Annotated in this window: 21 protein-coding genes and 1 other annotated feature; of the genes, 3 read left to right on the forward strand and 18 right to left on the reverse strand. The window is 42.7% G+C overall.

The window, feature by feature from the left end; translation table 11 throughout:
* Window positions 1–174 precede the first annotated feature (174 nt).
* Window positions 175–421: a binding site (T-box leader), on the reverse strand.
* Window positions 422–604: 183 nt separating this feature from the next.
* Complete coding sequence (locus MKY77_RS17580; RefSeq protein WP_082892102.1) at window positions 605–793, forward strand: hypothetical protein; 189 nt, start codon at window positions 605–607, stop codon at window positions 791–793.
* A gap of 85 nt (window positions 794–878) precedes the next feature.
* On the opposite strand, the gene ysxE is transcribed toward MKY77_RS17580, so the two are convergent.
* From ysxE to hemA, 9 genes are all read right to left on the reverse strand, one after another.
* The gene (gene ysxE / locus MKY77_RS17585) at window positions 879–1,919 is read right to left on the reverse strand and encodes a spore coat protein YsxE (RefSeq protein WP_339147073.1); all 1,041 of its coding nucleotides are present in this window, start codon (window positions 1,917–1,919) and stop codon (window positions 879–881) included.
* 100 nt (window positions 1,920–2,019) lie between these two features.
* Entirely contained in the window at window positions 2,020–3,279 is a 1,260-nt protein-coding gene (spoVID, locus tag MKY77_RS17590; RefSeq protein WP_339147074.1) for a stage VI sporulation protein D, read from the reverse strand.
* A gap of 93 nt (window positions 3,280–3,372) precedes the next feature.
* Entirely contained in the window at window positions 3,373–3,582 is a 210-nt protein-coding gene (locus tag MKY77_RS17595) for a hypothetical protein (RefSeq protein ID WP_339147075.1), read from the reverse strand.
* A 132-nt stretch (window positions 3,583–3,714) separates the two neighbouring features.
* Complete coding sequence (gene hemL / locus MKY77_RS17600; RefSeq protein ID WP_339147076.1) at window positions 3,715–5,001, reverse strand: glutamate-1-semialdehyde 2,1-aminomutase; 1,287 nt, start codon at window positions 4,999–5,001, stop codon at window positions 3,715–3,717.
* Between the two features lie 76 nt (window positions 5,002–5,077).
* Window positions 5,078–6,058, reverse strand: coding sequence for a porphobilinogen synthase (gene hemB / locus MKY77_RS17605; protein WP_339147077.1), 981 nt, complete (start codon window positions 6,056–6,058; stop codon window positions 5,078–5,080).
* A 1-nt stretch (window position 6,059) separates the two neighbouring features.
* The gene (locus MKY77_RS17610) at window positions 6,060–6,806 is read right to left on the reverse strand and encodes a uroporphyrinogen-III synthase (protein ID WP_339147078.1); all 747 of its coding nucleotides are present in this window, start codon (window positions 6,804–6,806) and stop codon (window positions 6,060–6,062) included.
* A complete protein-coding gene (gene hemC, locus MKY77_RS17615) occupies window positions 6,806–7,738 on the reverse strand; it encodes a hydroxymethylbilane synthase (RefSeq protein WP_339147079.1) in 933 nt (310 codons plus the stop codon). Before hemC ends, MKY77_RS17610 begins: the two co-directional genes overlap by 1 nt.
* Before the next feature lie 43 nt (window positions 7,739–7,781).
* Window positions 7,782–8,615 (reverse strand): cytochrome c biogenesis protein, encoded by an 834-nt coding sequence (locus tag MKY77_RS17620; RefSeq protein WP_339147080.1) that lies wholly within the window; start codon window positions 8,613–8,615, stop codon window positions 7,782–7,784.
* A 16-nt stretch (window positions 8,616–8,631) separates the two neighbouring features.
* Window positions 8,632–10,002: a glutamyl-tRNA reductase gene (hemA, locus tag MKY77_RS17625; RefSeq protein WP_339147081.1), complete on the reverse strand. Its 1,371-nt coding sequence runs from the start codon at window positions 10,000–10,002 to the stop codon at window positions 8,632–8,634.
* Window positions 10,003–10,264: 262 nt separating this feature from the next.
* On the opposite strand from hemA, the gene MKY77_RS17630 reads away from it, so the two are divergent.
* Window positions 10,265–10,747, forward strand: coding sequence for a DUF5668 domain-containing protein (locus tag MKY77_RS17630; protein WP_339147082.1), 483 nt, complete (start codon window positions 10,265–10,267; stop codon window positions 10,745–10,747).
* Window positions 10,748–10,985: 238 nt separating this feature from the next.
* Here the strand turns inward: MKY77_RS17630 and MKY77_RS17635 are convergent, their stop codons facing one another.
* The 7 genes from MKY77_RS17635 to lonB all read right to left on the reverse strand — a co-directional run bounded on the left by MKY77_RS17635 (window position 10,986) and on the right by lonB (window position 20,244).
* A complete protein-coding gene (locus MKY77_RS17635) occupies window positions 10,986–11,717 on the reverse strand; it encodes an amino acid ABC transporter ATP-binding protein (protein ID WP_339147083.1) in 732 nt (243 codons plus the stop codon).
* A gap of 10 nt (window positions 11,718–11,727) precedes the next feature.
* Window positions 11,728–12,390 carry an amino acid ABC transporter permease gene (locus MKY77_RS17640; protein WP_339147084.1) on the reverse strand — a complete coding sequence of 221 codons (663 nt, stop codon included), beginning with the start codon at window positions 12,388–12,390 and terminating at the stop codon, window positions 11,728–11,730.
* A 281-nt stretch (window positions 12,391–12,671) separates the two neighbouring features.
* Window positions 12,672–13,457, reverse strand: a complete 786-nt coding sequence (locus tag MKY77_RS17645; protein ID WP_339147085.1) for a transporter substrate-binding domain-containing protein — start codon at window positions 13,455–13,457, stop codon at window positions 12,672–12,674.
* Between the two features lie 296 nt (window positions 13,458–13,753).
* Window positions 13,754–14,956 carry a DHHA1 domain-containing protein gene (locus MKY77_RS17650; protein WP_339147086.1) on the reverse strand — a complete coding sequence of 401 codons (1,203 nt, stop codon included), beginning with the start codon at window positions 14,954–14,956 and terminating at the stop codon, window positions 13,754–13,756.
* 72 nt (window positions 14,957–15,028) lie between these two features.
* Window positions 15,029–15,613 (reverse strand): ribosome biogenesis GTP-binding protein YihA/YsxC, encoded by a 585-nt coding sequence (yihA, locus tag MKY77_RS17655; protein ID WP_237663614.1) that lies wholly within the window; start codon window positions 15,611–15,613, stop codon window positions 15,029–15,031.
* Window positions 15,610–17,934, reverse strand: a complete 2,325-nt coding sequence (gene lon / locus MKY77_RS17660) for an endopeptidase La (protein WP_339147087.1) — start codon at window positions 17,932–17,934, stop codon at window positions 15,610–15,612. The genes yihA and lon overlap by 4 nt, the downstream gene beginning before the upstream one ends.
* Before the next feature lie 624 nt (window positions 17,935–18,558).
* Window positions 18,559–20,244 carry an ATP-dependent protease LonB gene (lonB, locus tag MKY77_RS17665; RefSeq protein ID WP_339147088.1) on the reverse strand — a complete coding sequence of 562 codons (1,686 nt, stop codon included), beginning with the start codon at window positions 20,242–20,244 and terminating at the stop codon, window positions 18,559–18,561.
* Between the two features lie 195 nt (window positions 20,245–20,439).
* Here lonB and MKY77_RS17670 point away from each other — a divergent pair, with 195 nt between their 5' ends.
* Window positions 20,440–21,009: a hypothetical protein gene (locus MKY77_RS17670; protein WP_339147089.1), complete on the forward strand. Its 570-nt coding sequence runs from the start codon at window positions 20,440–20,442 to the stop codon at window positions 21,007–21,009.
* A 68-nt stretch (window positions 21,010–21,077) separates the two neighbouring features.
* Here the strand turns inward: MKY77_RS17670 and clpX are convergent, their stop codons facing one another.
* Together clpX and tig are read right to left on the reverse strand one after the other, a co-directional pair.
* Window positions 21,078–22,346, reverse strand: a complete 1,269-nt coding sequence (gene clpX, locus MKY77_RS17675; RefSeq protein WP_237663607.1) for an ATP-dependent protease ATP-binding subunit ClpX — start codon at window positions 22,344–22,346, stop codon at window positions 21,078–21,080.
* A gap of 469 nt (window positions 22,347–22,815) precedes the next feature.
* Window positions 22,816–24,102, reverse strand: a complete 1,287-nt coding sequence (gene tig, locus MKY77_RS17680; RefSeq protein WP_339147090.1) for a trigger factor — start codon at window positions 24,100–24,102, stop codon at window positions 22,816–22,818.
* Between the last annotated feature and the right edge of the window lie 69 nt (window positions 24,103–24,171).

Below are 24,171 nucleotides of genomic sequence, written 5' to 3' on the forward strand. Positions count from 1 at the left end.
CCGCTGTTGATTTCCGCGCCAGTCTTCGCTTTCCGTGGGGCGGTGTTTGAGCCTCCTAGGCTCCGCCTGTGGGGTCTCAAGTTTCCCGCTACCTCCCGCCGGAGTCTTCGCCTTTCGCTCCAATCACAAGCTATGGAACTTCAAAACCAAAATAAAAAACTCCCTTCATCCAAATAAAAGGACGAAAGGAGTTAAGTTTCGCGGTACCACCTTTTTTTACAGGGTAAAAATAAATACACTATCCCCTGTACACTCAAATCTTTTAACGGCTCTCCACCGGTTTCAACTACTGAACAAACTGCGTTCGCTGAAACTACTCGAGGGCGACCTTCCAATCCGACTTTCCTGAGAAACCTTTCAGCTGATGGTTTCCCTCTCTAAAGGAGCCAGGCATTGTACTCTTCCCTGTCACTGTATTTTATCGTTATCTTATTACCTTACTATGTTACATAAAGGATATGCTAATAGTCAATAAGCTTCTCCAATTTTTTATTAAGTTATGCACAAATTTAAATATTTGTTCCGAATTGGGCACTATTTTCCGCTCGTAATCATATCTTAGGTATATATACTTCGAGAATAGTGTGCTTAAAGGAGGTACCTTATGCGGAAATACAACCCCTATTCCTTGCCGCCTTGGCTGAGACAGGTTCGAGGTGTATGTGCGCAATTCATTATTCCTATTTGTGTGTTTCAGGGAATACGTACCATCTTTCTTCCCACAACCTTTGACGTTCTGATTTTGGCCATTTGCATTGTCATCGCCATCTGTTTTCATTTGGAATGGATTTAGTTCATTCTAAAACTGCCGCATAATTTGTGGCAGTTTTTTATTACATGAAGTCTTCACCACTGAAAAAAACAAGGCCCAACCCAGCTTAACTGGTTTGGGCCTCTTTGCTTTTGTTTTGTTCCTCAATTTGATTGATCCTGCCTGCCACATATTCTATATTTTTAGCTAGCCAATAGCTTCCCTGAATCCTTTTTACTAATTCCCGTTCTGATAATGAACGCCTTTGGTTGGGATTTGATGGCTGTTGAAACTGCTCGACCGCCTGCATGAAGGAAGCGGGATGTGAGAGATAGCTGAGCGTCAAGTCCTTTTCATATGGTTGCAAACTGAATCCTTTTTGATATTCATAGAACCATTCAATACAATCGTCACAGAAAAGCGGATAGGTCCTTAAATATCGATGATAAAAAGAGATGATGTCGTTTGCTGGTGCTGCTTGCTTTGCCCGCTCCCAGCTTATGAAGTAGCCCCTTCCCTCGGTATCCTTTACGAAATGGTGAAATGATACCCTCCCATGGGTCATGGCCACGCGATGTTTCTTCGTCTCCTTTACTGCCTCTTGCCAGTTTTCTAGCTTTTGCAGTGAAAATTTCTGGGCAAGCGAAATTTCATGAGCATACGTGCACACCTGAAGCTCAAATGGCGACATATATAGCTTTTTTTCGCATACATCCACAAATTTCTCTAGGTCCTGCTGCTCTTTTGTCCACTTTTCAGAAACCCGGTTATAGAAGCTGGTTATTTCCTCTTCCGGGTACTCTTTCTCTTGCACTGTCATGCTGTGGAGCTTGGCAAGCTCTTTGAACATCAAGCTGTCCTTGAAATCCAGTTCCCTTTCTTCCGTATCTTCTATCCATGGCATCAAGTAGTAGGCGTCATTATAACTTTCTATAAAATAATAGCCCTGCCTTGTTTGATAGATTGGTACAACCGTCTTGATGCCCTTTTGAAAGAGGGAATGGATATTCCTAAACAGCGGATAGGCATGATCCTTCCTAATTTTCTTCAATGCAAAAGCACCATTCTTCGTGGCGATTCTCCATACTCCACCATGCTGTTCCACGAATTCCGGTATTATGCCATATTGATATACCAACTCTTCGACGCTTTGCTCATTCGTCTGCATAGCGATAACTCACTTCCGTTGTGATTTTTTATTAGGTGATCATAGGTAAAAAAGAAGTGAGAAAGGTAACACCTCCCTCACATTCCTCTTCAGCCGGTTATTAACTTTTAGAGGAAGCCTTTACCGGAATATAAAGTAACTGTCCTTCATTGATATGATCATCCGTTGAAAGCCTGTTGACCCGGATCAACTGTTGAATACTCACATCATATCGCTCCGCAATATGATCCATCGATTCTCCCTGTTGAACGATACAAATTTTCAGCTTTGTGAAATCTTCTCCCCCATCATCAGCGAAAATCTTGGTCAGGGATAAATCATTTTCATCTCTGGGTTCATCGGAAGTATTGGCTGTCTCATGCTGCTGGGCCTCTGCAACAGCTTGTTGACCTTTTCGTTTATCTAAGAAGGAAACAACATTTGATGTTTCTTCTTCGGTTTGGTCGTTTTTACTGGCATGCAAGGAATGCAACGGTGCATAGGCATCTTCCGCTTTATCTTGGTAAATAAAGTCGGCAGGGTTATATGGCGCTTCTTCCTCGGTCGCAGGAGGTTTTCTTGCCTCCACCTCAAAAGGTGCATACTCTCCATCATCGTCATAGTTGTATTGCATGCTTCCATCAATTTCATGCTGATTGAGGATTTCCTCTTCCTCATCTTCTTCCGTATAGTACTTGTAGGTATCCTCTTCGTATTCATTATCGGTGTTGGCACTGCGATACATCGGTTCGTACTCGAATACCTCTTCTTCCTGTTCTTCTACTACTTCTACTACTTCTACTACTTCCTCTTCTACTTCCTCCTGCTCGTAAGAATCTTCCTCGTTTTGAACATTTTGTGAAGCGTATGCTTCTTCATGATCCCTATTCGGTTCCACTTCATACACTTCTTCCTGCTCCTCTTCCCAAGCGGGACTGCTTTGTTGATGGCCATAGATGCCGGAGATGGACAGCTCTGCATCCAGTTGCAGGCAGCCACGAGTCGGGACACTGTAATCGAATGACTCGATTGCTACGTAAATGTCGTCCAGGCTCTGAATCCTGTTTTTCGGTATCGTAATATCCACCGGAAAACGATGATGCAAGGCGCAGACTCCATCCTCCCGCTCCTCTACTTCCTGCACGACACGGGCTTGTGGATGATACTCCTCTTCCTCGGCTTCCGCTCCTGCTTCTGCGTTTACTTGGTATTCTCCTGTTAATAATAAAGCTCCCCGTATGGAAACATATTGGTCCTGCTCATAAATTTGTATATCTGGATCTAACGCAATGGAGATGAGCTCAGATACTTCCTGTCCCTTTTGAAACCATATTGATTCCTCTACTGAAAACCGCAAGCACGATTGTTGTTCTGAAGACAAAGGGGTTCCTCCTTTCACACCTAAAAAAATTTACTATATCAATAAAGATGTATGATTGGATGGAGGGGATTATGAATAAAATGGTGAGATTATTCATTTGTTGATTTTAATTGGGTTCGCCTTGGGGGCAAGTGGTAGAACATTGATGTCAAGTGGTAGAACATTCAGCGGAAGTAGTAGAACATTGATGTCAAGTGGTAGAACATTTGCCTGAAGTGGTGGAATAAAAATCAGAAGTTGTAGAATCAAGCCCGGGAAGTGGAGAAGTACCCAAGTGAAGTTAAGAACTCTCTTGGAATTCAAGGAGTTGGCCCACTTCTAAAATATGAAGTAACCCCATGAAATAGTCCTCACCCCCTCGTAAAACCAGTAACCACAAAAAGCCCGTCCCAATAGCTTGGGGCGGGCATCATTACTATAATTATTAAATGCTTATCACTTAATCGCTGCAAACGACTTTTCAATAGCATCTAATGTTTTCTCGATATCTTCATCGGTGTGTGCTGTGGATAAGAACAATCCTTCAAACTGGGACGGCGGCAAGAATACGCCGTTGTTCGCCATTTCACGGAAGAACTTCGCGAAATACCCCAAGTCAGATGACTTCGCCACATCATAGTTCACAACTTCCTCACTATTAAAGAAGAAACCGATCATGGAACCGGCCCGGTTCACTGAAACAGGAACATTGTATTTCTCGCCGAGTGCCACAATACCTTCCTCTAAACGGTCCGCTTTCTTGGCAAACTCTTTATATGTTTCCGGAGTCAACTGCGCCAATGTTTCATATCCAGCTGTCATTGCAAGAGGGTTACCGGATAATGTTCCAGCCTGGTAGATTGGCCCGCTCGGAGCGATCTGTGCCATGATTTCCGCTTTCCCACCGTATGCTCCAACAGGAAGGCCTCCACCGATAACTTTTCCAAGGCACGTTAAGTCAGGTGTTACACCGTAGTACCCTTGTGCACAATGGTAATCTACACGGAATCCGGTCATAACCTCGTCAAAAATCAATACTGCACCATATTCAGTCGTCACATCACGCAATCCTTCCAAGAATCCGGGCTGCGGCGGGACTACTCCCATGTTTCCAGCTACAGGCTCGACTATGACTCCGGCGATATCGTCCCCGAACTCCTTGAATGCATAACGGATGCTTTCCATGTCATTGTAAGGAACGGTAATCGTGTTTTGCGCGACACCTTCTGGAACACCAGGGCTATCAGGCAAACCTAATGTAGCCACACCAGAACCCGCTTTAATCAAAAGGGAATCCCCGTGGCCGTGGTAGCAACCTTCAAACTTAACAATTTTGTTGCGTCCTGTATAGCCGCGTGCCAAACGGAGTGCACTCATCGTTGCTTCTGTCCCGGAGCTTACCATACGAACCACTTCGATGGAAGGAACGCGATCAATCACAAGTTTTGCCAACTCGTTTTCAATCAATGTAGGAGCACCGAAGCTTGTCCCTGATTCCGTCACCTTTTTGATGCCTTCCACTACGCGATCATTGGAGTGTCCGTGAATTAGTGGTCCCCAAGAAAGTACGTAATCTATGTATTCATTTCCATCTACATCGTAGATCTTGGATCCTTTTCCACGTTCCATAAAGATTGGGTCCATGTCCACTGATTTAAACGCGCGAACAGGGCTGTTTACCCCGCCTGGCATCAGTTTTGACGCTTCTACAAAAGCTTCTTTAGACTTTTCATAACTTCTCATTCTTCTATCATCCTTTCTTTTGCACGAATGGATTGCATCTTGCTTAATATTGTTTAATCGCGGCAGTTCTAACTAATCACTTCTCGTCCAACCAGCGAGCCACATCTTTCGCATAGTACGTAATGATGAGATCTACACCTGCACGCTTCATGCCAATCAGCTTTTCCATCACGATTTCCCGCTCATTGATCCAGCCGTTCATGGCAGCTGCTTTGATCATGGAATATTCCCCACTCACATTGTAGGCAACAACCGGCACGTTAAAGTTATTCTTCACATCACGGATGATATCCAAGTATGCCATAGCAGGCTTTACAATCAGGAAGTCCGCTCCTTCAAGCATATCCGATTCCGCCTCTCGAAGAGCCTCTTGACGGTTTGCCGGATCCATTTGGTAGGTTTTTCTGTCCCCGAATTGTGGAGAGCTGTGTGCTGCATCACGGAAGGGTCCGTAGAATGCGGAGGAATACTTGACTGCATAAGACATGATTGGAACATCTTCAAAGCCGTTCTCATCCAACCCTGCACGGATTGCAGCCACAAACCCGTCCATCATATTGGATGGTGCAATGATGTCCGCCCCTGCACGCGCTTGGCTGACAGCAGTGCGTGCCAAAAGGTCCAGTGTCGGGTCGTTTAAGATCTTGCCTTCTTCCACGATTCCACAGTGCCCGTGAGAAGTGTATTGGCATAGACAAGTATCAGCAATCACTACAAGCTCAGGAAAGTGTACTTTAATCTGGGTGATTGCCTGTTGAACAATCCCATGCTCGTGATAAGCCTGTGTCCCCACTTCATCCTTCTCTTTTGGTACACCGAATACAATAACTGATTTAATGCCAAGTTCTGAAACCTCTGCCATTTCCGCATTCAGTAGGTCAAGAGATATATGGTACACCCCTGGCATGGAAGGTACTTCATTTCTGATATTTTCTCCTTCGACCACAAAAATAGGATAAATGAAGTCTTCCTTATGTAGGTATGTTTCACGCACCAATGAGCGCATGTTATCGGAATTTCTTAATCTGCGATGACGGTTGAATTGCAAGTCTTTCATATTATGTATCCTCCTTTTGAAAATATTGCACGATTTCTTCTAGCAGGCCATCCATGGTGTATTCTGCAGGACTGATAGACACCATGACACCTGCCTGTTCTGCAGCCTGTCTTGTAATGGGACCTATTGTTGCTACAGGTCCGTCTGGAAGGCCGAACAATTCAATGTAATTATGTATCGTGGAAGGACTGGTAAACGTGTAAAGGTCCACTTGTCCACCTTTCAATACGGTCATTTCCTTTTTCTCTGGTACACGGAGCTTATTTTCATAAACCACTATCTGCTTAACATTGTACCCTATTCTCCCTAGTTCTTCACGTAAAAGCGGTCGGGCCAGATTCCCTTGAATCAATAAAATGGACGTAGGGTCCATTGCTTTGAAACTGTCCACAAGGTCTTCGGCAGAAAATCGCTTAGGAATCATGTCCACGTTATACCCCAAAGCTTCCAATGCTTCTTTCGTTTTAGCCCCGACCGCTGCTATACGGTTTGGCAACTTCCCCTGATAAAGCTCAAAGAAATACTTCACACCATTGACACTCGTGAAAACAATCCAGTCATAAAGGGGCAGGCTCTTTTCAATCTCCGTTGAAACATGTACACTTTCGGAAACCCGCTGAAATTGAATAAGAGGGACTTCTAGCGAGGTCCCTCCGAGCGCTTCAATCTGCGTGGAAAAGTACCTTGTCTGCTCTTTGCTTCTTGAAATAAGAATGCGTTTATCGGCTAAAGGCAAAGTACGTTTCATTACTGATCAAGCTCCTTTTTTACATCATCTATTAATTTCTTGCCTCCCTGTTCCGTTAGGCTTTCTGCTGCTTCAAGCCCGACCTTCACAGGGTCCGTTCCTGTAATTCTCTCTTTATACAAAACAGATCCGTCCGGCGCACCTACAAGTACCGTCAACGTCACTTGTTCTTCTTGTCCAACAGAGGCATAGCCGGCGATTGGAACCTGGCATCCGCCTTCCATTTTATGAAGGAATGCACGCTCTGCAACAACCGCTTTTTCTGTAACGGCATCTGTAAACAATCCTAGTACCTCAAGCAGTTCGGCATCATCTTCCCGGCATTCGATGGAAAGAGCCCCTTGCCCTACTGCAGGCAAGCATAGATCCTCATCCAGGAATTCCGTGACCACATCACTTGACCAACCCATTCTCGCAAGACCTGCTGCCGCCAAAATGATGGCATCATAATCTTCATTTTTTAGCTTGGCAAGTCGCGTATCAATGTTACCGCGTATCCATTTAATCTCTAGGTCAGGACGCTTAGCAAGAAGCTGGGCACCCCGGCGCAAGCTGCTTGTCCCTACGATGGATCCGCTAGGAAGATCGGCAAACTTCACATGGTCTTTGGAAATGAATGCATCGCGATGATCTTCACGGAACGGGATACAACCAATCATTAATCCTTCTGGTAAAACCGCCGGCATATCCTTCATGCTGTGGACCGCCATGTCAATTTCCTTATCCAACATTGCCTGCTCGATCTCTTTTACAAAAAGGCCTTTCCCACCGACCTTGGATAATGTAACATCAAGGATTTGATCGCCCTTTGTCACAATTTCCTTCACTTCGAAGTCAAAAGGGGCACCTAATGCCTTCAATTGGTCAATGACCCAGTTCGTTTGGGTTAAAGCAAGCTTACTTCTTCTAGAACCTACAATAATTTTTCTCATATTTCCTCCTTACCCAAAGCATTGGGATTCTTCACCTATAAGATCATAAGATCCAAAAATGAAAATTTGATAATCTACCGAATAGGAAAAAGTTGATGAGCACGACTAGAAACGCTGCGATATTCCAGTTGGCAATAGCCTTCCCACTAATTCCCTTGGCAAGTCTCTGATAAAAATAATAGCTGTATGCAGCAATCACAATAAAGGATCCTATCACTTTCATGTCATACCATGCAAACTCTGACAATTTTACCGTCGCCCATATGCTTCCTAAGATAAGGGATAGCAGAAGCATCGGCACCCCTATGACATTTAACACATAGGACATATGATCAAGCTTTGCCAAGTCTTGAATCCGTAATAAACGTTTACCCCACTTTTTCTCTTTCAAAAGCTTATATTGAATGACATAGAGCAAGGAAAATGCAAAGGACAGGGAAAATGCTCCATATGATAGGATAGCCATCGTGATATGTATGATAAGCAATTCGGAAACCAGAGCTTGCGCGACCACCTGCGACTCATGCTGAATCGGGGTGAATGTATGCAAGGCAAGGACAAGGAAGCCTATCACATTTGTAAAAAACACGATGAAATCCACACGCAGTATCCTATTGATGACCAAAGAAAAGGTAATCAGTACCCATGTATAGAAATACATGCCTTCATACAAGGTCAATATCGGAAAACGACCGGTGTCTAGCATCCGTAGAAATAAAAAGACCGTTTGCAATACCCATACAATTGCAAGTAACCAGAAGGCCGTTTTGTTAGCCTTCTGGTTATGTTGAAGAAAATCGATGAAATATAAGAGTACGCTTAAGGCATAGATCAGGATTGTTAATTCATATAGCCTTGCGATAGTCATCTCTAGCATAAGTTAACAGCCTCTCTTACGACCTGTATGTCGCGGCTTGAGGAAGCGGGATGCCCACAGGAGCTGTGGAGCTCTTTTCCTTTTTCACAGTATAGTACTGGGATTGAACTTCTTGCTGAACCGCTTCTTCGATATTAAAGATTTTTGTGAACAGTTCGAGAGACTCCTTGGCGTCAGATTCTGATGACAGTTCTTTCGCACGTAAAATCGGGTCACGGAGCATCTGGTTGATGATGCTTTTCGTATGCTTGTTCAGAACTTTTATTTCCCGTTCCGACAGGTGAGGAAGCTTACGTTGGATACTTTGCATTGTTTCAGATTGGATATCCAGCGCTTTTTGACGCAGAGCAGAAATGACCGGCACTACACCCAGAGTGTTTAGCCAATGTTTGAACTCTACAATTTCCTCTTCAATGAACAGTTCAATCTCTTCTGCCGCTTTCTTGCGTTCAGCCAAGTTGGCATTGACGATTCCTTCGAGATCATCAATATCGTATAAGAAGACACTTTCCAGCTTATCCAAATCAGGATCCAAATCCCTTGGAACCGCGATATCCACCATGAAAAGTGGACGCCCTTTCCTCATACGCTCCACATAGGTCATATCGTCTTTAGTCACTACATAATCTTTGGCTCCGGTAGAAGAGATAAGAATATCCGCTTCTACCAACGCACAGGATAGCTCCTGCATCGATTTTGCCTGACCTGCAAAACGATTCGCCAAACTTGTCGCTTTTTCCATGGTACGGTTAATGACCGTAACCTTTTTTACCCCGTTGCTGTGAAGATTCTGGACGGCGAGTTCTCCCATTTTTCCTGCGCCTAAAATTAAAACATGTTTGTTCGTTAAATCCCCGAATATCTTTTTCGCCAGCTCCACAGCTGCATAACTAACAGAAACGGCATTTGATCCAATCTCGGTTTCGGAATGTGCACGCTTTGCCACCGTGATAGCTTGTTTGAATAATTGATTGAAAATGGTTCCGACCGTTTGATGTTCTTGTGCGGATAGGAAGCTTGTACGGATTTGACCCAAGATCTGTGTCTCTCCAAGCACCATGCTATCCAACCCACAGGAAACACGATATAAATGCTCAATCGCTCCGTCATTTTCATAGATGTTCAAGTAAGGAGAAAACTCTTCCTTGTCCAAACCGAACCAGTCTGCAAGGAAAGCTTTAATATAATAACGTCCAGTATGCAACTGATCGACTACTGCATAGACTTCCGTACGATTGCAGGTAGAAACGATGACATTCTCCAATATGGACTTACGGTCCTTAAGAGCGACCATCGCCTTGTTCAAATCAGCTGGATTAAAAGTTAATTTTTCACGTATTTCAACAGGGGCCGTTTTATAATTAACACCGACTACTATGATATGCACTTGTTCGTACACCCCCAGAAAAAATAATATCATCTACTAAAATTATAACATGACTAACACCGGATACATTTGTTAAAATGTGAACAAATAGTTTCCAATTTGAAACGAAATGTACATCGCTTACATAGAAAAAAACAACGAAATACTTACACTTTCTTAGTTATATATTACAAACATTACAATTCTTTTATTCACCAACTTGTACATTAACAGAAATTCATTGCAGAATCAAGGTTTCAGCCTCGATCTCAGGGAGGAAAATATGAAGAAGAATAGCTTTCTACCAGGTTTACTTTTATTGTTTTTTGGTCTATATTTCCTGTTACAACAATTAAACATTGTATTATGGGAAGGAATGTATTCATGGTCTACTCTCCTCGCTATTACAGGAGTTGCATTATTGTTACAAGCATATAAACAGAATGATTACCCCAACATACTGCCTGGTTTCATACTTGTGGGGATTGGGTTGCATTTTCAACTAAAAGATACAGTGGATGCCTGGCCCGATCATTTCGCTGTCTTCATTTTAATTATTGGTGTCGGCTTTATACTCCGCTCCCAGAAGACAAAAGGTGGTATGTTTGAAGGAGTGCTGCTATGCATTCTTGCAAGTTTCTTTCTATTCTATGACTCGTTTATGGAGATGCTCGGTGTTGTGGAAACTGGTGTTGCAAGTTTACATACTTTTTGGCCGGTTTTGTTGATTTTGATTGGTGCGTTCTTTGTTTTTAAGAAGAAATAAGAGAAGACCTACTAACAATGGGTGCTATTCCGTTGTTGTAGGTCTTTTTGTTTGTAAACCTATGATTTACCATTTAACTCCCTGTTTTCTTGCGTTCCAGGTGTTCGCTTTCCTAGGGGCGGTGCTTGAGCCTCCTCACTTCGTTCCGGGGTCTCAAGCTACCGCTATCTCCCTCAGGAGTCTCACACCTTGCACTCCAGAAAACAGGGGAGATTTGCATTACTTATTTGTTTACTGGTTACAGTACAGCCTCTAAGAAATCTCTTGTTCGTTGGTTTTTTGGGTTGTTGAAGAGGTCCTGTGGGGGGCCTTCTTCGACGATTTTGCCGTCGTGCATGTAGATGACCCGGTCGGCAACTTCTTGGGCGAATCCCATCTCATGGGTAACAACCACCATGGTCATTCCTTCTTCGGCGAGTTCTTTCATGGTTTTAAGTACTTCCCCTACTAGTTCGGGATCAAGGGCGGATGTTGGCTCATCAAAGAGCATCACCTCCGGCCTCATGGCAAGGGCTCTTGCAATGGCGACTCGTTGTTTTTGTCCGCCGGAAAGCTTTTCAGGATAGACATTTTCCTTATCTGAAAGCCCAACCTTCGCTAAAAGATCCGATGCTCTTTTTTTCGCTTCTGCCTTTTTCAGACCTTCCACTTGTACCGGAGCCTCCATTACATTTTCCACTACCGTTTTGTGGGGGAATAGGTGGAAATGTTGAAACACCATCCCCACTTTTTGACGGACCTTATTCAGGTTATCCTTCTTTACATCCACTTCTTTCCCATCAATGACAACAGAACCGCTATCTTTCATTTCCAGGAAATTCAAGCAGCGTAAAATGGTACTTTTACCAGATCCACTTGCACCGATAAGGCAGACCACTTCTTTATTTTTCACAGTCAAGGAAATGTCTTTCAAAACATGCAGACTGCCGAAAGATTTATTCAAGTCCTTTACTTCAATTTTATTACTCATGTTCTACCTCCTATCTTTCACTTGCTGAGAATTTGCGTTCCAATAGATTTACAACGATTCCAATCAATCCGACTAGGATTAGATAGTAAACAGACACGACCAATAGATATGTCATAACATCGTATGAGTTGGCTCCCTGGGTTTGTGCGACATTGAACAACTCGTAGTAGCCGATGAATGCAGCAAGGGATGAATCCTTCAAACAGATGATGAACTGGTTACCAAGTGGGGGTAATGCCCTTCTGAACGCCTGTGGCAAGATTATTCTTCTCATTGTCAGGTTTCCGGTCATTCCTAATGACCTTCCTGCTTCCATCTGTCCTTTGTCTATCGACTGTATGCTTCCTCTGAAGATCTCCGCGATATAGGCTCCGTTATGGAACGCCAGTGCTAGTGTGACGGACCAGAATTGGGAGATTCCCAATGTTACTAATCCAAAGTAGAATACAAAGATTTGCACGATAAGTGGTGTACCGCGAATTAGAAAGATGTAAGTATTTGCAATCCATTCGAGAACTTTTATTTTGGAAATTTTCAAGAAAGCGAAAAATAACCCGATTAGAAGTGCGATGGCAATGGATACTGCCGTTATTTGGAGGGTTCTGATCATCCCTCGGAAAAACATGTCGTATGTATTTAAGAATACTTCAAAAAAGTGCAAAAAACTGGGCATACCGCTTTCACTCTCCTTATTTTTAGGCTCTGTTGAACACCGCTGTTGATTGGCGCACCCGGCTTCGCTTACCCAGAGGGCGACCTTTTGCCTCCTCGGGCTGCGCACTGCGGGTCTCAAGAATATCGCTATCCTCCCAAAGGAGTCTACGCCCTACACTTCAATCAACAGCATAAAGGTTTTATGTGATCAAGAAAATTCTTTTTGATAAAAAATGTGTGGTGAATGAACACCACACATTTTCGAACTGGATTTATGGTCAGCCGCTTTTAAACAGCTTGTTATTCTTGCTCATCCGGGTCTGAAGTGATGTCTTCTCCAAAGTACTTTTCACTTATTTCTTTCAGCTTGCCGTTCTCACGTAATGTTTCCAATGCGTCATTGATGGCTTCAAGGAGTGCTTCGTTACCTTTTGCGACTCCAACTGCCTGTTCACTGCGATCCAGAAGTTCACGTCCTTCTAACTCCATGCCTGCGCCAATTGCTTCACGGCCAGTTACAAAGTCCGTTACCACTGCATCATGACGGCCATTATTCAATGCTTCCAACGCTACGACATCGCTATCGTAGTTTTGAATGTTGTCAGAGATATCACTGACAAGGTCTGCATATGTAGACCCTCTGGAAACCGCAATTTCTTTCCCTTCTAGGTCATCTAAAGTTTGGATGTCGCTGTCAGGTCTTACAAAAATCTGTGCACCGGAATAGTAATAAGGTGTGGAGAAATCCACTTCCTTTAATCTTTCTTCTGTAATGGTGTGACTTGCAACTGCGGCATCGAAACGTCCGCTTTTTACTCCTTCAACAATACTCGCAAATGTGTACTTCTCCTGATCTGGTTCAAGACCTAGCTCAGCAGCAATGGCTTCTCCGACTTCAATATCAAAACCGGTCATTTCCCCATTTCCATCCGTTACACTAAATGGTGCAAATTCTCCTGAAGAAGCAAACTTGAATTTCCCTTCCTCTACTAGTTCATACCCTTCACTTGTTGTTACTTTTCCGCCGCAAGCTGCTAGAATCGTAGACAACAAAAATAACGTGGCTAACAATACCCTTTTTTTCAATTTCCATAATCCCCCTTAGTGTCCTTTTTTTCGTCTCCCTTTTATGTTAACAATTACGGAAAACTACCACAAATGAGCTTAAATTTCATTTTTGCTAATAATTCTGTAAATTCTAACTTCAGAAGACCTGACTACCTATGTATCGTATGTATGCTTGGAAATACTCCTTGTACATCCTATTCCCTAATGCTTCACTTTAATAAACATATTTTTCGAAATTTTTCTTGCTTTTTAAAAACAAAAAAATAGATTCCATAGCTTTTATCTCATGTAAGCTATAAAATCTATTTTAATTTTTACTCGTTCGATAAGATAAGCATTATTCTTTCTATCACTTCTGCCCCTGTATGCGTTGTTTCTCCCCCACCTTGGACGAAGTTTTCTCTACCGCCTCCCTTTCCATTTATGAAAGCAAATACTTCTTTGGCGATGAACTTCATATCGAGATTAGTTTTGCTTCCTCTAGCTCCAACAAATTGTAGCTTGCCTGCATTTTCAGCCACAAGGAACACGTTGATGTCATCCCTAGAAGAAACTAATTTTCGCGCCATACTCTGGAGTTCTGTCATTTCCTTATTTTGTAGCACAGACTTTATTATTATCCGACCTGAAACTACTTCCGCTTGAGAAGAAAGTGTAGCTGCCTCGTAATCTAGAAGCTTTTCTTTTAGTTCTTTTAACTCTTTAGACTGTTCTTTACTTTGCCCCAACAATCTTGAAACCGCTTCTGCCATTCCATTCTGTGGTGCATTTAGTAAAGCGGATAATTCCGAAACGACCTGTTGTTTTTCATGAAGGTTTGTTAACACACGATGGCCAGCAACAAAGGAGACTCTAATCATGTTCTTTTGTTTTTCCAGGTCAAGAATTTTAAGAGATGCTACTCCACCAGTTGAATGTGGGTGTGTTCCCCCACACCCGTTATAGTCGAATTCCGGGATGATGACGAGGCGGATATTATCCGATACTGACACCTCTTTTCTTAGTGGATAGGCGGAGAGTTCTTCCTTTGTAATCCACTTGGCCTCTATCTTGCGGTTTTCAAGGATTATTTTATTAACGAGTGCCTCAGCCTCAAGTACTTCCTGTTCCGTTAACACAGTAGTGTCAAGATCGATGGTGGACACTGTTTTTCCCAGGTGAAAACTTTTGGTTTTGTATGAAAATAGTTCTTCAAATGCAGCAGATAAAAGGTGCTGTCCTGCGTGTTGCTGCATATGATCATACCGTCTTTCCCAATCGATGTTCCCTTGTATTTTCTTTGTTGTCTCTGAAAGCCGCCGATCTAGGTAATGTCTGATTTCTCCATTGACTTCTTGCACCTCGATGACCTTATGATCATTCAGTTTTCCCGTGTCGTATGGTTGCCCACCGCCTTCTGGATAAAATGCGGTTTGTTCTAAGATAGCGTACCATTTTCCGGATTCGCTTTGTGCTTGTGCAGTTAGGGTTGTGGTAAATGATTGTATGTATGGGTCTTGATAAAATAACTTTTCCATCTATTTGGCTCCTGACTTTAAACCAAAAAACTGCGGTCAGAGTATTTCTTTCTCTGATTCGCAGTTTCGGTTTTACTTCATTCTTTTTTGCAGCATTCCCCAGACTTCATCTTTCCCTTGTCCTGTTTCAGAGGAAAAGAGAATCAATTCGTCTTCTTTTTCCATTCCGAGTGTTTCTCTTATTACCTTCAAGTGCTTTTGCCACTTTCCTTTTGGAATCTTGTCCGCTTTGGTGGCGATGACGACGACTGGAAGCTCGTAATGCTTCAGGTATTCGTACATGGTGACGTCATCCTTGGATGGCGGATGGCGGAGGTCGACAATTTGCAGGACTGCACGGAGCTGTTCTCTGCTTGTCAAATACGTTTCCATCATTCTGCCCCAAGCATCGCGCTCGGATTTTGGAACCTTGGCAAAACCATATCCAGGTACATCGACGAAATGCAACATTTCATTGATCAGATAAAAGTTCAATGTTTGTGTTTTTCCTGGCTTCGAGGATGTTCTAGCAAGGTTCTTACGGTTGATCATCTTGTTGATGAAAGATGATTTCCCTACGTTTGAGCGGCCCGCCAAGGCGAATTCCGGTAATAGTTCACTTGGATATTGTTCTGGTTTAACGGCACTGATTACTATTTCTGCTTGTGTTACTTTCATTTTTTCTCTCCTGCTAATGCGTGTTCTAACACTTGATCTAAATGTGATACTAAAACAAACGTTAAATCTTCTCGCACACTTTCTGGAATATCATCCAAATCTTTTTCGTTCTCTTTAGGTAGTATAACCTTTTTCAGGCCTGCACGGTGAGCGCTTAAGGATTTCTCCTTCAATCCGCCAATCGGCAATACACGTCCTCTTAAGGTGATTTCCCCTGTCATGCCAACATCTCGTCTTACCGGTCTACCGGTAAGCGCTGAAATGAGTGCGGTTGCCATCGTAATACCTGCTGATGGTCCGTCTTTTGGAACGGCACCTTCTGGGACATGTATATGGATATCATTCTTCTCGTTAAAATCAGGATCAATATTCAACTCGTTCGCCCGTGAACGGATGAAGCTGAATGCCGCATGGGCAGACTCTTTCATGACGTCTCCAAGCTTACCGGTCAACATCAGTTTCCCTTTACCAGGGGATAAGGATACTTCAATGGACAGTGTATCTCCTCCCACCGTTGTATATGCAAGGCCTGTTGCCACCCCAACTTGGTCTTCCACCTCGGCCTGTCCGTATCGAAACTTAGGCTTGCCAAGGAATTCCGCCAGATTCTTGTCGGTAATAACCACACGCTTTTTCTCACCGGAAACGATGATCTTTGCAGCTTTTCTGCAAATGGAGGCAAGCTGCCTTTCCAAACTACGTACACCTGCTTCACGAGTATGGTAGCGGATGATGGACATTAACGCTTCGTCCCTGATTTGCAGCAAGTTCTTCTGAAGACCGTGCTCCTTCGCTTGGCGCGGAAGCAAGTGGTCTTTTCCAATATTCAATTTCTCAATCTCTGTGTAACCGGCAATCGTGATGATTTCCATGCGATCACGTAACGGTCCAGGGATTGTGGCTAAGTTGTTCGCCGTTGCGATGAACATAACATTTGATAGGTCATATGGCTCTTCAATATAGTGATCACTGAAATTGAAGTTCTGTTCAGGGTCCAGTACTTCCAAAAGTGCAGAAGAAGGATCTCCCCTGAAATCATTAGACATCTTATCTATTTCATCTAAAAGAAAGACCGGATTGATGGTTCCCGCTTTTTTCATCCCTTGGATGATACGACCAGGCATCGCCCCTACATAGGTTCTGCGGTGACCGCGGATTTCTGATTCGTCCCTCACCCCGCCTAAGGATACACGGACAAATTTTCGGTCCAGGGACTTTGCGATGGAACGTGCAAGGGAGGTTTTCCCCACTCCTGGAGGTCCTGCCAGACAGAGGATCGGTCCTTTGAGGGATTTCGTCAGCTGCTGTACTGCCAGATATTCAAGTACACGTTCTTTGACCTTTTCCAATCCGAAGTGGTCTTCATTCAGAATCTCTTCTGCGCGGATGATATTAAGCTGGTCTTCTGTCGCTTCCGTCCACGGAAGGTTCAATAGCCAGTCAATATAGTTGCGGATAACAGAGCTTTCTGCGGAACTGGATGGAATTTTCTCATAGCGGTCGATTTCTTTCAATGCAATTTTCTTCACATTTTCCGGCATTCCGATACTTTCCAATTTCTCCTTGAGGTCTTGGATTTCTCCACCTTTTCCTTCTTTATCCCCAAGCTCCTTCTGAATCGCTTTCATCTGCTCGCGAAGGTAGTATTCCTTTTGTGTGCGTTCCATGGAACGCTTCACACGCAACCCAATTTTCTTTTCCAGCTGAAGCACTTCTTTTTCATTATTTACATGCTTGATAACCTTGTTCAGACGCTCTTTGACATCCCTTGTTTCCAAGATGTCCTGCTTTTCCTTCATGTTGACAGGCAAATGAGAGGTGATGATATCCGCCATACGGCCAGGCTCTGTTATATCAGATACCGTATGATACGTCTCAATCGTCGTCTTTTTGGACAGCTTTGTATATGTATGAAAATAGTCCAGCAATGTTCTCATCAACGCTTCGTCTTCCGGATCTTTCACTTCGGTATCCGGATACGTCAGAAGTTTGGCTTCCCAGTGCGTATCCTTTTCGATGAACTCTTCTATTTTCGCACGCTCTAGCCCTTCCACCAAAACACGGACCGTTCCATTTGGAAGCTTTAACATTTGTTTTACCTTTGTCAAAGTACCCCATTCATATAGGTCATCCTTTGTTGGATTGTCCGTTCCCACTTCCTTTTGGGTAGAAAGAACGACAATATCGTCTCCAAGCATCGCTTGTTCTAACGCTTCTATCGACTTTTCCCTTCCGACATCTAAATGTAAAACCATTGTCGGAAAGACCATTAGTCCTCTTAACGGCAATAATGGAACATGATATTCCTTATTTGTTGCCATGGTAACACCCCCGTACGCTCTTCCTTTGTGTATCTTTGTTCAATTCTATCCTAATTAAATAGCCCTGTCTAATCAAAGAGACAGTTTGGATTGTAAAAGAGTTTTGTTCTATTATCTTTTACAAATTTGCCTCGATTAATAAGGCTCTTTTCGTAAACTTTGTTTCTTTTACGCACTTTTGAACCAACCGTTATCTACTTTTTGGTCGTGCTCTTTTCCCTGCACGACAAAATATTTTATGTGCATATCTAGAGTTGGTATGCAGTAAAAAGTCCAATTGCCGACTTTTTACTCGTGAATAGCAACAATCTTAGAGAAATGCTGTTTTCGTAAACTTTGTTGCTAATACGTATTTTTAAACCATTCGTAATATTACTTACTGTCGTGCTCTTTTCGCTGGAACACTAATTATATTTCATGCATATTGAGACTACCCAGCTGTAAAAAGTCCAATTGCCGACTTTTTACTAGTGAATAGCAACAATCTTTGAGAAAAGAGCCTTGAGAAAAGAGCTATTAATAAAGAAACCGGTAGTAAAAATTTTACCTTTTTCACGTGGCAAGTGCAATGAGTAAGCTTTCACAATATGTAAACAGGCAGACCATACAAGGCCTGCCTATCCTTTACATGGATTCTGTTTTAGGAATACTGATCGGAGCCTGAAGGATTGTATCAAAGCTCGTTTCAGAGATTTTTTCTCTCACTAATGCCAAATCCAATACCTCTTGGAACTCTTTTACCGGAATGACCTCAATCCCGTCGATTTCCTTAATAATCGACTGCATATTATCTGCCGGAATGATGACCCTTTCCGCTCCGGCCTGTTTGGCAGCCTTAATTTTCGGAATCACACCACCGATTGGCTTAACAGTTCCATGTATACTGATTTCCCCTGTCATGGCCACTAGATTACATACTGGTATTTTGAAAATGGCAGAGTAGATGCCCGTTGCCATCGCTATTCCAGCTGAAGGCCCATCAATTGGGATCCCACCAGGAAAATTGACATGTATATCGTAATCAGCTGCAGGCACTCCGAGTTTTCTTAAAACAGTGATAACGTTTTCCACAGACCCTTTAGCCATACTCTTTCTGCGGATAGACTTTCCTCCTTGATTGCCCATGCTTTCCTCTTCCACGATTCCCGTGATGTTCACCGTTCCTTTTTTCTCTTCTGTCGGAATCGCTGTCACCTCTATTTCAAGCAGAGCTCCGGAGTTTGGTCCAAATACAGCAAGACCATTAACAAGTCCTGGTTGCGCGGCCTCTTTGATTTTGTTCTCATATTTTGGCGCCAATTGACTAGAGTGGATCACCCATTCGATGTCTGCCACCTTAACTGTATCCCGGTCTTCGGTGATGGCCAGTCCACATGCAATTTGCATCATATTTACCACTTCTCGCCCGTTCCTGGTATAGGACGCAAGCAGGCTTATTCCTTCTTCTTCGACCATCATATTGATCTTCGAAGCTGCATTCCTTGCGACTGATTCCAGCTCTTCCTGATCAAGCTCCCGGAAGAAAACCTCCATGCACCTTGATCTGATTGCCGGTGGGATTTCATTTGGTGTTCTTGTTGTCGCTCCGACAAGGCGGAAATCAGCAGGAAGGCCATTCTGGAAAATATCATGGATATGTGTAGGGATTTGGTTATTTTCTTCGCTGTAGTACGCGCTATCTAAGTACACTTTCCGGTCTTCCAACACTTTAAGTAATTTGTTCATTTGGATGGAGTGAAGTTCCCCGATTTCATCAATGAAGAGCATCCCTCCATGCGCATGTGTTACAGCTCCCTGCTTAGGTTGGGGAATCCCCGCCTGCCCCATCGCTCCTGCACCTTGATAGATTGGATCATGTACCGAACCAATTAATGGATCCGCGATGCCTCTCTCATCAAATCGTGCAGTGGTAGCATCCAATTCAATAAAAACAGCAGAGCCCCTGAATGGAGATTTTGGATTCTTTTTTGCTTCTTCAAGAACGAGCCTTGCTGCTGCGGTTTTCCCAACTCCCGGCGGCCCATAGATGATGACATGCTGGGGGTTTGGTCCACAAATGGCAGCTTTTAATGCCTTAATACCATCCTCTTGCCCGACAATCTCTTTGAAGCTTGTGGGCCTAACTTTTTCCGCAAGTGGTTCAGACAATGAAATACTTCTCATTTTTCTCAGTTGTTCCATTTCCTTTTTTGATTCTTTATCAATCGTCACTTTTTGCGTCCGTTGGTTCTTGAGCAAGTTCCAGAAATAAAGCCCGATGATGACCCCGAAGAAAAGCTGTATGAACAGTGCTATACCTGTAAAAGACATAGAAACCCTCCTGCATTCTTGATGTGATTATATGGTAGTATCTCCGCGGGAAGGGGGAATAATCCAATAAAAAATATTTGGTTAAAATAGGCTCCACACGAAAAGATTGGAGGGTATAACACGTTTTCTGAAAATAAGAAATATGAAACTTGTTCTGGTATCTCTTCGTAATAATATAAAAGGAGGCGAAAACCTATGACAGAGCCAACTTTCACCCTCCCACTACTAACACATTCTTCTAAACCAATACCAATCCTGGACTCAACTGGACACCAAGTCGCATCTTTTAACCGTACATACAGAAAAAAGTGGGTAGAAATTATGTCAAAGTTGCCAATCCCGATCCTCTCAGAAGGTGTACAAGCTTTTTTCGAAAAAAAAGATTTGATTGGAGTTTCACATATTGGAGAAGCGATCAAAGTAGAGGAGCGTACATTTAAAGAGAACCTCTTTAAACCAAAATGGGATGTTCACTATACTACAAGCCCGGGAGGAGAAGAAACCTATTTCTTTCAAGATGTTACTAAAATCAAAACCCACGGACGGTTTATTTACAAAAGAAACGAACGAAAATTCATTCTTGAAAAAAACATTCTGGACGGTACTACGTACATAAAAGAAGAAGGGATTTTACTAACTGAAATCACTAGGGTAAAATCATTTCCAAGACCAACCTATATCGTTAAATCTCCGGAAGAGTGTCCCATTTCATTACTGGAAATTGCTGTCCTACATCAAATATGCCATCTTCAATTAAAGGATTGATATTTAAACGAACAACCAAACTCAAAAGAGCACTCTCCCTTAAAGGAAAGTGCTCTTTGTCGTTCATATTATGCTGAAGTCTTTTCGTCTTCTTTCAACTCAGACCCATCGTCTAAAATTAATTTCGGTGCAACATTATCCGCAACTGTTTCAGCAGTTATCACACATTTCTTGATATCCTCACGAGAAGGAAGCTCATACATAACATCAAGCATAAGTCCCTCAATGATAGATCGTAATCCACGTGCACCAGTTTTTCTTTCGATCGCTTTTTTCGCAATCTCGGATAATGCGCCTTCTTCAAACTCAAGTTCCACATTATCAAGATCAAGCATCTTTTGATATTGTTTCACAAGTGCATTTTTAGGCTTTGTAAGGATTTCAATTAAAGCATCCTCATCAAGCGGCATTAAGCTTGCTGTAACAGGAAGACGCCCGATGAATTCTGGAATCAAACCGAAACGAAGTAAATCTTCCGGCAATACTTTTCCAAGCAATTCTTTTTGCTCCAAGTCATCCGCTTTTGTTTCAGCAGTGCCGAAGCCGATAACTTTCTTACCTAGACGGCGTTTGATGATTTGTTCGATCCCATCAAATGCACCACCGCAAATAAATAGGATGTTCGTCGTATCGATTTGAATAAATTCTTGATGTGGGTGCTTACGACCACCTTGAGGAGGAACGCTTGCAACAGTACCTTCAAGAATCTTCAATAGCGCCTGCTGTACACCTTCCCCAGACACATCACGAGTGATGGACGGATTTTCAGATTTACGAGCTACTTTATCAATTTCATCGATGTAGATGATTCCTTTTTCGGCTTTTTCCACATCATAATCAGCAGCTTGGATCAGCTTTAAAAGAATGTTTTCAACATCTTCCCCAACATAACCAGCTTCTGTTAAGGAAGTAGCATCCGCAATGGCGAACGGCACATTCAGAATTCTTGCAAGTGTTTGAGCAAGGAGAGTTTTACCGCTACCAGTTGGTCCGATCATAGCTATATTACTCTTTGCAAGTTCTACATCATCAATCTTACTGTTGGAGTTAATTCGCTTGTAGTGGTTATATACCGCTACAGATAAAGATTTCTTCGCAGACTCCTGACCAATAACATATTCGTCTAAAATATCGCGAATTTCTTTTGGTTTTGGAACGTCTTTGAATTCTACTTCTTCCTCTGTACCCAACTCTTCTTCTACGATTTCCGTACAAAGTTCAATACATTCATCACATATGTATACGCCTGGACCTGCTACAAGTTTACGAACTTGATCTTGTGTCTTTCCACAGAAAGAACACTTTAATTGTCCTTTTTCGTCATTAAATTTAAACAAATTGTTTCACCCCTTATCATTTCTCTCTTTTCCCATCCATCGGCTGGTTTCCTAAAAAATGAGAAAAACTCATCACTTTAAAAAAATAGTTATGTACTGCATTTTACCACATTTTAGCCTAACATTTCTAATAATAATACTTTGGTTATGTATGGATATTTTAGAAGCTGGGTCCGTACTATTGTATCCATGAATTCATTTTACTAACACAGTGATGAATGGAAAAAGCGGAAAACTTTACTTTTAAAAATGATCTGTTTAACACCCCTGTTGATTTCCGCACCGGGCTTCGACAACTTTACATCCCATGAAGAAAATGCGTAGCATTTTCGAGGAGTCTACGCCCTACGCTCCAATCAACAGCTGTAAAACTCTTTGAAGTCATCAATATCCATTAAAGAACTTTAAAAAAGGTCTAGATGGTACAAAACAAGGCACGATCAAGTCGCGCCTTGTCTCTTAAACTCTATTATGCAACATCTTTGCTGTTTTCTACAAGGAAATCAATTGCTTTTCTGATTTTCAAATCTTCTTTAAGACCTTCCAAGCTGCCTAATGCTTGCTTGATTTGGTCAACAGACATGTTGTACATGCCAGCCATTTTTTCGATTTCTTCGTTTGCTTCTTCATCTGTTACTTCGATGTTTTCAGCTTTGGAGATAGCTTCAAGCGTAAGGTTCATTTTCACACGCTTTTCTGCATCTTCTTTCATTTGAGTGCGAAGAGCTTCTTCGTCTTGACCGGAGAACTGGAAGTAAAGCTCCATGTTCATTCCTTGCATTTGAAGGCGTTGTTCGAATTCACGAACCATGCGGTCTGTTTCAGTTTTAACCATTGCTTCAGGAACTTCCACTTCTGCGTTAGCAGCAGCTTTGTCCACTAGCGTGTCGCGAAGGTGGTTGTCAGCTTCTGTTTTCTTCGCTTCTTCAAGGCGAGCTTTTGTTTTAGCTTTAAGCTCTTCAAGCGTTTCAACTTCTTCGTCTACATCTTTCGCGAACTCATCGTCAAGTGCAGGAAGTTCTTTTGTTTTGATTTCGTGTACAGTCACTTTGAAAACTGCAGGCTTACCAGCAAGCTCTTCAGCGTGGTATTCTTCAGGGAAAGAAACTTCTACTTCTTTCTCCGCTCCAGCTGCAAGTCCTACTAATTGCTCTTCGAAACCTGGGATGAACGTATTAGAACCGATTTCTAAAGAATAGTTCTCCGCTTTTCCACCTTCGAATGCTTCGCCGTTAACGAATCCTTCAAAGTCCATAACAACTGTATCGCCGTTCTCTACAGTTCCTTCTTCTTTAACAACAAGCTCAGCTTGACGCTCTTGAAGGCCTTTCAAGTCAGCTTCCACGTCTTCGTCAGTAACATTAGCGTCTAAACGCTCCACTTCTAATCCTTTGTATTCGCCAAGTTTAACTTCAGGCTTCACGATAACTTTAGCAGTGAATACAAGCTTTTCGTTTTTAGCGATTGTTTCGATGTCGATTTCTGGTTGATCAACAGGCTCGATTCCAGTTTCAACAACTGCGTTAGAGTATGCAGTTGGAAGAATGATATCAAGAGCATCTTGGTATAGGGATTCTACACCAAAACGTTGTTCGAACATTCCACGAGGAATTTTCCCTTTACGGAAACCTGGTACGTTTACTTTAGTTACTACTTTTTTGAATGCAGCGTCAAGACCTTTGTTAACAGTGTCAGCATCCACTTCAACCGTTAATACGCCTTGATTACCTTCTAACTTTTCCCATTTAGCAGACATAATTTTCCCTCCAACATCTATTTTCAAAAAAGATAATGTTTCGGACACTATCCATTCTGATGAACCACA

The sequence above is a fragment of the Sutcliffiella sp. FSL R7-0096 genome, assembly GCF_038595065.1.
Taxonomy (GTDB): domain Bacteria; phylum Bacillota; class Bacilli; order Bacillales; family Bacillaceae_I; genus Sutcliffiella_A.